Raw genomic sequence first — 12913 nt, forward strand, 5'->3', positions numbered from 1 at the left:
TGTCAATCCGGCAAATTTACGGATGGCGGATTTTTCCCCATTCTCAATTAGCTCAGCTGATCGAAAATGTTTTTTTGTTTTTTCTCATCAATGACTTTGAGAACTTCATCCGTTTTTTCGTATGATTCTCCGTACCATTTTTCATCTTTATAAGTGTGAATGTTTTCATATGTCTGTTTCATCGCTTCAAATATTTCTTCTTCTGATTCCGTCTTAGGTGACCAGTACAGAATCTCCATTTTGTTCACTTCATTCGTAGCCAATGACCGGCGCCGATACCCGATTGACTGCGCGTGCTTGAAATGCTCTCTTTGATAAAAACGCAAGCGTTTCTGTGTATCCGTGTCATCCTCGTCAACAGGCTCCACCTCAAGCAGAATCGGCTTGTTCTTCTTTTTCAGTCTGCCGATCAGCTTGCTTCCGAGGCCTTGTCCTCTGGATTTCTTTGACACAAACAGGTAATCAATAAAGATGAAAGAGTCAAATTCCGCATACATCAGCACGTGGTACTGCCCCTCTTCTTTATGATAAACATCGCTTTGCTCCTTTAACAGAGCTTCCATATGCGCTTTTGATTTCATTTCTTCAATCGGAAAATATTCACTCAGCTTTTCGTACCAGTTCATTCATTTGCTCCTTATGGGTTCGTTGTCTTCACACTTTTAGATATACCCCATTTCCGATTGTTTAAACAATCTTACATCTATTAAGACGTGTGATCCCTTAACATGGTTTCAATTTTTTTAAAATGGTGTGTAATCGGCGTTTTTGGTATAACGGTTTGCCGCGTCCCACAATAAAAATTCGTCAATTCCTTCATCATGCAGCGCTTTAACCTGGTCTTCCACCTGGCGTTTCCCGTACTTTTGATAATTTCCGCTGCCGAGATATGATGCCGTGAAATCCTGAAGCCACGGACGCGATACAGGCCGGTGTTTCAGCTTAGACAGCTTTTTATTTTCCACCTTCGCATATTCTTTGACGACATTGTAAGGCTCAAGATCCGGTTTATCAATGCCGAAATAGCTTGTCCAATGGCTCGGATAAATCATGGATGAAATGACATCGACCTGGTCTGAAATTTTGCTGAAATTCTGGCCGATACCAGGCGCTTCCGGCAGCGTGGCTGAATAGCCGAAAATATCAACCGACACATCCGCGCCGTACGGCTTGAGTTTTTTCTTCGCATAACCGACAAAATCGGTGACGGCGTGAACGCGTTTTTGCACATTGCTGTCTGCTGTTTTCCCGTAATCGCCGTGTCCGTATGTCAGTTCGTCATCACGTTTTTCAAATCCTTCAGGAAAACGGACATAATCAAACTGAATTTCTTGAAACCCCATCTTTACGGCTTGTTTTGCAATCTTTACATTGTAATCCCATACTTCTTTCATAAACGGATTGACGAACGATTCTCCGCGGCCGTTTTTCCAGACACTTCCGTTTTTTTCTTTAAAGGACCACTCGGGCTTTTTGTTCGCGAGTTCGCTGTCTTTAAATACGACAATACGCGCGATCGGATAAATCTTTTTTTCCTCCAGCTTTTTCATCATCTTTTTTGGGTCTTTGATGTACGGCTTGGCGATTTTGGCATACTCAGAATGGCCGTCCGGCTTAAAGGTGAGGTTTCCGTTGTCGTCCTTGACATCAATCACCATTGTATTGAGCTCCGTTTTGTCCACAAAGTCTGTCAGCTCCCCGAATTTGCTTCCTCCCGCTGAATGTCCTGTGACGTAAATGCCCCGCACCTTATCAGGATGTGAAAAATGCAGCCCTGACGGATAAGCGAACCGTGCATTTGATTTCGGCAGTTCTTTTTCAGCCAGCGCTATTTTTACAAGCGGCTGCTCCTCTTTCACAGCGGCGCGGGCCGGATAAGCGGCTGCACTGATAAACAGTCCCGCACAAATGGCGCACAAAATGGTTTTCATACTGATCTCCCCCTTTTTTTCCATTATAGAAAAACGGGAGCAGGCTTAATAAACTTGAATGTGCGCAAAAAAATCCTCCAAGACTGAGTCTTGGAGGATGATACGTTTATAGATAGGTTTTAAATTCAGCTTCTGTGCACATGACAAAATGTCCCGGTTTCACTTCTCTAAATTCCATTTTTTCTCCTTCTTGGAGCTGATGAACTGCCGGATCGTATTTCTTTCGCACGCGATTTCTTTCATAGTCCGGATCAGGAAGCGGGATAGCGGACAGTAATGATTTCGTATATGGGTGAAGCGGGTTTTCGTAAAGCTCATCCGCCGGCGCAAGCTCCACCAATTTTCCGAAATACATGACGCCGATGCGGTCGCTGATGTATTTAACCATTGATAAATCATGGGCGATAAACAGGTAAGTGAGCCCTTTTTCTTTCTGCAATTCTTTCATTAAATTGACGACTTGCGCCTGAATAGAGACATCAAGCGCCGAAATCGGTTCATCCGCGATGATAAACTCCGGATCAACCGCCAGCGCTCTGGCGATTCCGATACGCTGCCGCTGTCCGCCCGAAAATTCATGCGGGTAGCGGTTGGCGTGCTCTTTATTTAAACCGACCGTTTCCAGCAGTTCGTGAACCCGCTGCATCCGCTCTTTTTTCGTTTTTGCCAGGCGGTGAATATCTATTCCCTCGGCAATAATGTCGGCGACTGTCATTCTCGGATTTAAAGATGCGTACGGATCCTGGAAAATCATCTGCATTTTCCGGTTAAACTCCAGCAGCTTCTTGCGGGATTTTTTCCCATGGACATTTTCCCCGTTAAAGAGAACTTCCCCTCCGGTTGCCTCATACAGCCGGATAATACTGCGGCCCGTCGTTGATTTACCGCAGCCCGATTCTCCGACAAGGCCGAGCGTTTCACCTTTATAAATATCAAATGACAAATCATCTACGGCTTTTACCGTTCCTTTCTGCGTGAAAAAATGCTGTTTTAAGTGTTTGATTTCGAGAAGTTTCTCAGTCATTTTTTTCACCTTCCTTCATTAAAACAGGATGTTGATACGTATTCGGAAGCTGACGGATTTTAGCCTTCACCGCTTCAGGCAGCTCGACCTTAGGCGCATCAGGATGCAGAAGCCACGATTTCACAAAATGCGTATCAGACACTTTATACATCGGCGGTTCCTGTTCAAAGTCAATTTTCATCGCATATGAACTGCGGAGCGCAAATGCATCCCCTTTCGGAGGATTCGTCAGATCAGGCGGCGTGCCCGGGATGGCCGTCAGTTTTTCCTGATCGGTGCTGTCCAGACTGGGCATTGAAGCAAGCAGCCCCCACGTATACGGATGGCGCGGATCATAAAAGATTTCATCCACCGTGCCCGATTCGACGACCTGACCCGCGTACATGACGGCGACCCGGTCGGCGACATTGGCGACAACGCCGAGATCATGCGTGATAAAAATGATAGACGTATCAATTTGTGTTATCCTTGAATCCCTTCATTGACGGCGGCACCGCAGCCATGGCCGGGATTTGTTCGCCCTGCGTTACATTTTTCACGATGGACGAGCGGTCGATCGCATAAGCAAGGGCTTTACGGATGTTGACATTGTTCAGCGGTTTCTCTTCTGTGTTGAATTTGTACCAATACACGCCTGCGATCGGTTCAACGTGAAGAGATCCGTCTTTTTTCAATGTCGGCAGAGATTCAGTCGGAAGCTGGCCGAGCGGCATTCCTGCCCAGTCAAGCTCACCGGCCTGGAATTTTTTCAGTTCGGTGTTGTTATTGTTAATCATCACCATATTGATTTTCTTCAATTTCACAGCGTCTTTATCCCAATATTGATCGTTCTTTTCGAGCGTGATGGAACCGCTGTGTTTCCAGGCCGTCATTTTGAACGGGCCGTTTGACACATAATTTTCGCCCGCATTTGTATTCCAGTTTTTATGTTTTTCCGCGATTTTCTTGTTGATCGGCATATACGTATAGAATGAAGTTAATTGCGTGAAATAAGGTGTCGGGTTATTCAGTTCAACCTTTAATGTTTTGTCATTTACGGCTTTTACGCCTACATCATCAATCTTGCCTTTTCCTGTATTGGCAGCTTCAGCGCCTTTGATGTAGTAGAGCTGATAAGCGTATTGTGATTCGTTGTTCGGGTCAAGCGCCCATTTCCATGCATATTCAAAATCCTGCGCCGTCACCGGGTCGCCGTTAGACCATTTCGCACCGTCACGAATCGTAAATGTATAGGTCTTTCCGTCTTTGCTTGTTTCAATTTTAGATGCCATTCCTTCTTCAGGCTCACCTTTGGAGTTTACGCGTGTCAATCCTTCAAAAGTCTGTCGGATTACGCCTCCTGACACGGAATCATTCGCTAAACCCGGATGCAGTGAGAACGGCTCGGTTTTAATATTGATATTAAGTGAAGTCTGTCCTTTGGTGTCTTTTTTACCGCCGCCTGATCCGCCGCTGAATCCGCCGCACGCACTTAATACAAGCGAGAAGATAAGCATCAAACCTACAATAGACCAACGCTTTTTCATGCACTAACCCCCTAATCAAATTTTTCAGCCTTTACTACTAAATACTCAGAAATATCAGACAAAATAACTTAATATTTTTCTAAACTTTAATTGTGTTCCGTCTTTTCTGATTATTTTATGTAAAGAAGCTGTAACAATAGAGTGAACAAGTTCATTATAATGAAATGAATAATTTATTGCAATACTATTTTCTCAATTTAAAATATTTAAATTTGGTCAGTTTTTCTGTCAAAAAGGTGATACACTTCTATAGTTTAAAGCATGACCTAACTAAATTTTTTTAATGTAATTTCCAGTTCATCTTGCTTTTTACATATAATATTCGTTATACGAAATGTTGATATACGTTATCATTTAAGCATTTTCAGTTCTTTTTGAGGATTTCCACCCCTAAAGCAAACTGGAAATAAGCTTGTATTCCTCTGATGACATTTGGCTATAATTGATTTATAATAGATCAATCAAATACATTTGTTGTGATTGCGATGATGAAGAGTAGTACACATTTTCATCCGTTTGAAGAGAGTCTGCGGTGCTGGGAGCAGGTAACGGGCGATGTGGAATGGACTTCTGAGCAGCTGACCGAACGTTAGTAGGCCCAGCCGGAGCAGCCTCCGTTACCAACGTCTCGAGCGATTCCATTGTAATGGAATAATCAGGGTGGCACCACGGTTCATTCGTCCCTTTTTTCTACGGGAAGAATGGGCTTTTTTTATTATGTTTTAAGAAATGAGGTAAGAACTATGAAGAAAACGATTTTTTCAGGCATTCAGCCGAGCGGTTCCGTTACCCTCGGCAACTACATCGGCGCAATGAAGCAATTTGTTGATTTGCAGCATGACTACAACGGCTACTTCTGTATTGTCGATCAGCATGCGATTACGGTTCCGCAGGATCGGCTTGAACTGCGGAAGAACATCCGCAATCTCGCGGCTCTTTACCTGGCCGTCGGACTTGATCCCGAGAAAGCGACCCTCTTTATCCAGTCGGAAGTTCCCGCTCATGCCCAGGCGGGGTGGATGCTCCAATGCGTCGCATATATCGGCGAGCTTGAGCGGATGACGCAATTTAAGGATAAGTCAAAGGGCAAAGAAGCCGTCGTGTCCGGACTGTTAACCTATCCGCCGCTGATGGCCGGCGATATTTTACTGTACGGAACGGACCTTGTTCCGGTCGGAGAAGACCAAAAACAGCATCTTGAACTGACCCGCAACCTGGCGGAACGCTTTAATAAAAAATACAATGACATCTTCACGATTCCTGAGGTGAAAATTCCTGAATCAGGCGCGCGCATCATGTCACTGGCTGATCCGCTCAAAAAAATGAGCAAATCAGATCCGAACCAAAAGGCATTCATCACGCTGCTTGATGAGCCGAAGCAGCTCGAGAAGAAAATCAAGAGCGCCGTGACTGATTCTGAAGGCATTGTAAAGTATGATAAAGAAAACAAACCGGGCGTTTCTAATCTTTTGACGATCTATTCTATTTTAGGAAACACATCAATTGAAGAATTAGAAGCTAAATATGAAGGCAAAGGGTACGGTGAATTCAAAAGCGATTTAGCCGAAGTCGTTATCGGCGCATTGACACCGATCCAAGAGCGCTACCGTGAATTAATTGAGAGCGACGAGCTTGACCGCATTCTCGACGAAGGAGCGGCGCGCGCAAACAAAACGGCCGGCAAAATGGTGAAGAAAATGGAAAACGCCATGGGTCTCGGACGGAAAAGAAGATAAAAAAAGAGGCGGGAGAATCCCCGCCTCTTTTTTTAGTTCACTTTTGATTCCTGTTCCATTTCCCAAAGCTTTTCGAAAAACGGCTGCCCTTTAATCAAATTTTCACAGAACGCAAGATGTTTATCCGACCAGCCTTCAATTGTTTCATTGTAAAGCATGTCCCAGATCTCTTCAAAACTCATCCGTTTGATCTGCTCATACATATGCGGATTCCATTCCGTGTACCAATACACAATTTCCGCACGGTTTTTCAGCCCTTTCAGCTGGTCGAGCGCCATAAACATCAGCTGCTTGATCTGCCGCTCTTTTCTCGTCAGACCTCTGACATGCTCCGGCGCCAATGACAAAATGTGATATTCCTTTGAAGACTCCAATTGCGACGGCTCAAATTGAAACGATTCCGGTTCTACATCCTTTACCATTTCATAAACAAGCTGCTCCTGTCTCGGAATCAGGCGGCTCTTTCTGACCGGAATGGTATACCCGATCGTATCCACGGCAATGATGCCGATCCCGTCTGTCACGACAAAACAGTACTCCAGCTTTGTCCGCTCATGATTTTTTCGCACGTATGACTTCTGGTGGACTTGGTCAAGCAGCTCTTTCGGAAGCTCTGATAAGTCGTTTTCTATGTAATGAAATAATACTGACGGCACTCTGAGCAGCGGCGTCTGATCCAAAAGCTCAACCGTGTCTTCCTTCCGCCATTCGTGAAAATGGCATACATTGTAGCCGTTTTCTTCCCCTTCAAACCAATTAACCCATACATCATGAAGAAATAACATATTCGACCCCTCACTTTATAAAAACTGTTGTCCACAGTATAGGCAAGGGATAGATAAATTATTCCATTTCAATATGAGATTTCCGTTTTACGGAGCTGGATTTCCGAATGCATTGCAACAAAAAATCTCCCGTTCGTCCGGGAGATCATTTCACATTTTTCGGATCAAGCGCATCACGCAGCCCGTCTCCGACAAAGTTGAAGCACAATACGGTAAGAAGGATCAACAAACCCGGGAATAACGGGTACCACCAAGCCTGTATCATAAGCGTAAAGTTCTGTGCATCCTGAAGCATATTGCCCCAGCTTGCGATCGGCGGCTGAATCCCGAAACCGAGATAACTTAATGTAGATTCCGCCAAAATAACCGTTCCCACCTTTAATGTGGCTGAGACGATAATCGGTCCGAGCGCATTCGGCAGTATATGAGAAAAGATGATGTGATGGTTTTTTGTACCGATCGTCTTTGCAGCTAATACAAACTCTCTGGAACGAAGCGATAAAAACTCTCCTCGGACAAGGCGTGCCGTTGTTGTCCAGCCTGTAAGGGAGAAAATTAAAATTAATTTATCCATTCCGGGCTGAAAAATCGTAACAAGTGTAATTAGCAAAAATATATCAGGTATGGATAATACGATATCAACGGTTCTCATGAGAACGGCATCGACAAACCCTTTAAAATATCCGGCAACGGCTCCGACAACTGTCCCGATTGTAATCGCGCCGATCACAGAAGCGAATCCGACAAGCAAGGAGACGCGCGCCCCGTACAGAACCCTCGTAAAGATGTCTCTTCCGAATTTATCAGTTCCCATTAGATGTTTTAAGCTCGGCGGCTTCAAACGATTGATGAGAGATTGACTCTCCGGAGAGTAAGGAGCGATTACCGAAGCGAATAAAGCTGACAAGATAATGATGGTTAATATAACGGCTCCGATTACAGCTAGTTTATTTTGAAAGAACTTTTCGAAAAAAATCTTCGTCATGGTTTCCGGTTTAGATTGAATATTTTCCTTTAATTTCACATCGCTGGGGGGTGTGCCGGTATTTGGCTGTAACATTTGACCTCTCACCTCTCTTTGTTAATATTCAATGCGGGGATCAACCAGCGCATATAAGATGTCCGCAATTAAATTCCCCACTACAACCAAAACAGCTGAAATGACCGTCATGGCCATGATAACCGGATAATCCCGTGAAAAGGCTGAATCAATAAACAATTTGCCGAGACCCGGCCAAGTAAAAATCTGTTCTACCACTACCGCTCCCCCGATAAATGACGGTATCATCAAACCAAAAATAGTGATGACAGGAAGAAGTCCGTTTCTCAAACCGTGTTTAAAAATCACTTTATTATCTCGGAATCCTTTCGCACGCGCCGTTCTTATATAATCCTGTTTTAACACATCAAGCATACTGGATCTTGTGTATCTCGTTATCCCTGCCATGTCTGCCGTGGCGAGCACAAAAGCAGGCAGAATCAAGTGATGCAATCGGTCAAATATGTTAAAGTCAGCATTCAAAGTGCTTACTCCGCCAGTGGGAAACCACCCCAGATTTACAGATAAAACCATGATTAAAATCAAACCGAACCAAAAATTCGGAATGGCAAGCCCTAAAAATGAAGTAACAGTTATCCCGTAATCCAATTTTGAATAAGGACGTTTCGCTGACAGAACACCAAATGGAATAGAAATCAGAAGAGCGACAAGGGTTGAGAAAAGCATAAGCACAATCGTATTCGGTAAGCGGGATAAGATAAGTTCAGAAACCGGAGTGCCTTTCTTGACGATAGAAGTCCCAAAATCCCCTTGCAGCATATTCCCCAGCCATTTCACATATTGAACAGGTTCCGGATCATTCAACCCGTATTTTTCAATGAATTTCGCCCTGTCCGCTTGACTGATTGTAGGGTCCATCATAAGTGACATCGGGTCTCCCGGCGCTGCTTTCATGATGGCAAACGACAAAATTGTAATGCCTAAGAGAATCGGCAAGGACATTAATGTTCGCCGTAAAATATATGTAACCATATTCTTGTCCCCTTTTTAAATAGGATAAGAGAGGAAAGGAACCTCCTTCCCTCTCCAGGGCTTTTGCTATTTTTGATCCAGCCACCATTTTTCAATATTGTACAAGTCATTTTTAGGGTGGAATACATAGCCTTGTAAATTATTCGGCATCGCTCTGTGGTAATTGTAATAGAATAAGAAGCTGTACGGCTGATCTTCAGCAATCAATTTGTATATCTCTTCATACTTCTTTTGGTATTCTTTTCTGTCTGTAATTGTCTTCGCTTCTTCAAGCAGCTTATCGACTTTCGGGTTTTTATACCAGATATTATTCAGCCCGTTTTTCGATTGGCTTGAATGGAAGATAGAGAATTGATCCGGGAACGTTGCAAGACTCCATCCGAGAAGAAGAGCGTCATAATCCCAATTAGGGGCACTTGTCTGTTCGATTAACGCACTGAATTCAACAATTCGCGGTTTAGCCTCGATTCCCACTTCTTTTAATTGCTGCTGAACGACAACAGCTAAATCTTCACGAATTTTATTGCCTTGATTCGTTTTAATTTCAAATGAGAATTTTTTTCCGTCTTTATCAAGGTAGCCGTCACCGTCATGGTCTTCCCATCCGGCTTCTTTTAGCAGCTGCTTTGCTTTTTTCGGGTTATAATCAAATGTCGGCACTTTAGACTTCGGATAATTCCATGACAGCGGACTCTCAGGAACATCCGCTACCTTACCGTCTCCGTTCAGCACTTGATCCACCATTGCCTGCCTGTCAAGAGCGTAAGTCAATGCCTGACGCACTTTTTTGTCCTTAAAAAGCTCTTTTTTCTCATTCCAGCCGATATAGCTGTAGTTTAAGCCAAGATCAGATTTGACCTTCACGTTTCCAAACGTTTTAACCGTATCAAAATCTGTGCCCGGAACAGCGAAGAAATCAATATCTCCCGCTTTTAACTGGGCCACGGCCGCGTTAGAATCAGGAATTGTTTTGACTGTCACTGTATCAAGGTAAGGTCTGCCGCCAAAGTAATCATCATTTGCTTCCAGTTTGACATACTCGCCTTTTTTCCACTCAACAAACTTAAACGGACCGGAGCCGATTGGATTTTTACGGTTAAATTCATTCTCTCCCAGATCTGCAACCGGCACCTTACCCAATATATGTTTTGGTAAAATGCCGTAACTGTCGAGAACGACATTATAGAAATAGGCATCTTTTTTCTTCATTTTAAACTGAATTTCATATTTTCCTTTTTTCGTTACGGATTTAAGGGACTCAAAACCCGAGCCACGCTCACCGTTGTAATCCTTGTTAAGAGGGATGCTGTAAGTGAAAACAACATCATCGGCCGTCAGCTCTTTTCCATCATGGAATTTAACGCCTTTTTTCAGTTTTACATCATACGTTAATCCCCCGTCAGCTTCTGTTACTTTTTCAGCCAGCGACGGCTTGACGTTTAATTTTTCATCCGTTTTTAATAATGTGCTGTAAAGCATTCCTTCAATATCAGAACTTGCAACATCGGTAGAATAAAGTGGATTAAAAAGTGTGGGTTCCCCGGTTGACCCGACAACCAAATCTCCGCCTTTTTGCGGTTTTCCTGCCGGTTTGGATTCGGTGCTTGTGGATTTTGAGCCGGAGCAGGCTGACAGGAAGATGGCGAGCGCCATAAAAACACTTAGCATCATCAGTGCGCTTTTACGTAATTTCATATCAATTCCCCCTTTGTGATATATATGCAGCAAACTGGTTATGTAATCCGGCATACCCCCTCTCGATGCTTGTCATTTCAGGCATATAAATGGCAGGCGACGTAATGGCCGGGAGCGGCTTCTTCAAATGCCGGGATTTGTTCCTTGCAGATCGGTTTGGCCATCGGGCACCGCGTGTGGAACACGCAGCCTTTCGGCGGGTTTGCCGGGCTTGGCAGTTCTCCTTTCAGGATGATTCGTTCCCGCTTGACGGCGTCTTTTTTTCTCGTGACGGGCACTGAAGACAAAAGCGCTTGCGTATAAGGGTGAAGCGGATTGCCGTACAGCTCGTGTTTATCGGTCAGCTCCATCATTTTTCCCAGATACATGACGCCGACTCTGTCGCTGATATGGCGGACAACACTCAAATCATGAGAAATAAACAAATAGGTCAGGTTGAATTCATCCTGCAGTTCCTCCATCAGATTGATGACCTGGGCCTGAATGGAGACATCGAGTGCGGAAACGGGTTCATCCGCAATAATCAGCTCGGGATTCAACGTCAGAGCCCGCGCAATCCCGATCCGCTGGCGCTGGCCTCCGGAAAATTCGTGCGGATAGCGGTTTGCAAAGCTCGGGTGAAGGCCGACTTTCGCCAGCAGCTCCTCCACTCGCTCGTTCCGCTCGCTCATGCTGTACATATGGTGAGTCTGGAACGGCTCTTTAATAATGGAACGCAGCGTTTTCCTTGGGTTAAGGGATGCGAAGGGATCTTGGAAGACCATCTGGATGTTTTTGCGGACGCTTTTTCTCAGCTTTTCTTCAGATAAGCCGGAGATATCCTGACCCTTAAAAAGAATCCGGCCGTCTGTCGGCTTGTATAAACGGATCATCGTCCTTCCCGCCGTTGATTTGCCGCATCCTGATTCACCGACGATGCCGAGCGTCTCCCCGCGCTTCAGTGAAAAAGAAACGCCGTCAACAGCCTTTATATCACCGACTTTCCTTTGAAAAAAACCGGAGCGGATCGGGAAATATTTTTTTACGTCTTTCAGCTCTAAAATCGTTTCTTGGCCTGCAGCTGTCATTTTGATTGGGCACCCTCTTCCTCATATAAAAAACATCTTACAGAACGGCCGCTTTCATGCGTTATCAGCTCCGGCTGCCCTGTTTTGCATTTGTCCATCGCTTTTGAACACCTCGGGGCGAATCGGCAGCCTTCCGGAAGATTATCCGGTGTCGGGACACTGCCTTTGATCGCTTTTAATGTATCAATCTCTCCATCTATCACCGGTATGGAGTTTAACAGCCCTTCGGTATACGGATGAAGAGGGTTTAAAAATAAGTCCTCCACACTCGCACTCTCTACGACTTGTCCGCAATACATAACGATCACCCTGTCGGCGGCTTCGGAAACCACACCTAAATCATGAGTGATCAGCAGAATGGAAGTATCGAATTTTTTGCAGAGGTCTTTCATCAGCTCCAATACTTGGGCTTGTATCGTCACATCAAGCGCCGTCGTCGGCTCATCAGCGATCAGAAGCTTCGGATTGCAGCTGAGCGCAATGGCGATCATCACCCTCTGTCTCATCCCTCCGGAAAGACGGTGCGGATATTCTTTCATTACTTGTTCCGCTCTGGAGAATCCGACGAGTTCCAGAAGCTCGACGGCTTTTTTAGCCGCTTCTCTTTTATTCATTTTTTTATGGTATTCGAGCACTTCGGTAATTTGTTCGCCGATGGTCAGCACCGGATTCAGGGAAGTCATGGGCTCCTGAAAGATCATAGAGACGTCATTTCCGCGGATTTTGCAATATTCGTTTTCGGTGAAGGAGGCCAGGTCCCTGCCTTCCAGCTTAATCGAGCCGTCCATAATTTTTCCGCCCGAGCTTTGGACAAGTCCCATAATAGAAAGCGAGGTGATGCTTTTGCCCGAGCCGGATTCTCCTACAAGAGCGACGGTTTCGCCTTTGTTAATGTGAAAATCAACCCCGTCGACTGCGGGGATCGGCTGTTTCTTTCTGAAAAAATAGGTCTTTAAATTATTCACTTCTAATAGTGTGCTCATGATACGCCCCTTTCTCATTCCGCTGAAGCAGAGGGAAACATACGTTTCGCTATCACAAAATATAGAATAGTCGAAAAATTTTATAGTTGTATATTATTACATCATTATTACAAAAGCAAGAATTTTTTAGGATA

General features: G+C 44.6%; 10 protein-coding genes, 2 pseudogenes and 1 other annotated feature. Of the genes and pseudogenes, 1 reads left to right on the forward strand and 11 read right to left on the reverse strand.

The features are described from left to right. Positions 1-47 precede the first annotated feature (47 nt). The 5 genes and pseudogenes from MJQ52_RS05440 to MJQ52_RS05460 all read right to left on the reverse strand — a co-directional run. Entirely contained in the window at positions 48-626 is a 579-nt protein-coding gene (locus tag MJQ52_RS05440; protein WP_003155035.1) for a GNAT family N-acetyltransferase, read from the reverse strand. Positions 627-743: 117 nt separating this feature from the next. Beyond that, complete coding sequence (locus MJQ52_RS05445; RefSeq protein WP_173612644.1) at positions 744-1931, reverse strand: putative glycoside hydrolase; 1188 nt, start codon at positions 1929-1931, stop codon at positions 744-746. Between the two features lie 106 nt (positions 1932-2037). Further along, complete coding sequence (oppF, locus tag MJQ52_RS05450) at positions 2038-2955, reverse strand: oligopeptide ABC transporter ATP-binding protein OppF (protein ID WP_070081625.1); 918 nt, start codon at positions 2953-2955, stop codon at positions 2038-2040. Then, positions 2948-3415 (reverse strand): annotated as a pseudogene (locus tag MJQ52_RS05455) (oligopeptide/dipeptide ABC transporter ATP-binding protein); the annotation flags it as partial. The gene oppF and the pseudogene MJQ52_RS05455, both read right to left, overlap by 8 nt. Position 3416: 1 nt before the next feature. Beyond that, positions 3417-4481 (reverse strand): annotated as a pseudogene (locus tag MJQ52_RS05460) (peptide ABC transporter substrate-binding protein); the annotation flags it as partial. Between the two features lie 476 nt (positions 4482-4957). Beyond that, positions 4958-5169, forward strand: a binding site (T-box leader). A gap of 55 nt (positions 5170-5224) precedes the next feature. Between MJQ52_RS05460 and trpS the strand changes: the two are divergent. Beyond that, on the forward strand, positions 5225-6217 hold the full coding sequence (trpS, locus tag MJQ52_RS05465) for a tryptophan--tRNA ligase (protein WP_014304785.1): 993 nt from the start codon (positions 5225-5227) through the stop codon (positions 6215-6217). A 32-nt stretch (positions 6218-6249) separates the two neighbouring features. Here trpS and MJQ52_RS05470 read toward each other — a convergent pair whose 3' ends face one another. The 6 genes from MJQ52_RS05470 to MJQ52_RS05495 form a co-directional block, all read right to left on the reverse strand. After that, positions 6250-7002: a YjbA family protein gene (locus MJQ52_RS05470; protein WP_014304784.1), complete on the reverse strand. Its 753-nt coding sequence runs from the start codon at positions 7000-7002 to the stop codon at positions 6250-6252. A 145-nt stretch (positions 7003-7147) separates the two neighbouring features. Beyond that, a complete protein-coding gene (gene opp4C / locus MJQ52_RS05475) occupies positions 7148-8062 on the reverse strand; it encodes an oligopeptide ABC transporter permease (RefSeq protein ID WP_070081623.1) in 915 nt (304 codons plus the stop codon). Between the two features lie 21 nt (positions 8063-8083). Beyond that, complete coding sequence (locus MJQ52_RS05480) at positions 8084-9034, reverse strand: ABC transporter permease (protein WP_003155051.1); 951 nt, start codon at positions 9032-9034, stop codon at positions 8084-8086. A 66-nt stretch (positions 9035-9100) separates the two neighbouring features. Next, positions 9101-10729 carry a peptide-binding protein gene (locus MJQ52_RS05485; RefSeq protein ID WP_024085120.1) on the reverse strand — a complete coding sequence of 543 codons (1629 nt, stop codon included), beginning with the start codon at positions 10727-10729 and terminating at the stop codon, positions 9101-9103. 77 nt (positions 10730-10806) lie between these two features. After that, positions 10807-11796 (reverse strand): ABC transporter ATP-binding protein, encoded by a 990-nt coding sequence (locus MJQ52_RS05490; protein WP_003155053.1) that lies wholly within the window; start codon positions 11794-11796, stop codon positions 10807-10809. Beyond that, positions 11793-12779 carry an ABC transporter ATP-binding protein gene (locus MJQ52_RS05495; protein WP_031378493.1) on the reverse strand — a complete coding sequence of 329 codons (987 nt, stop codon included), beginning with the start codon at positions 12777-12779 and terminating at the stop codon, positions 11793-11795. Before MJQ52_RS05495 ends, MJQ52_RS05490 begins: the two co-directional genes overlap by 4 nt. Positions 12780-12913 lie beyond the last annotated feature (134 nt).

It is taken from the genome of Bacillus sp. jun7, from assembly GCF_051034795.1.
GTDB lineage: Bacteria > Bacillota > Bacilli > Bacillales > Bacillaceae > Bacillus > Bacillus velezensis.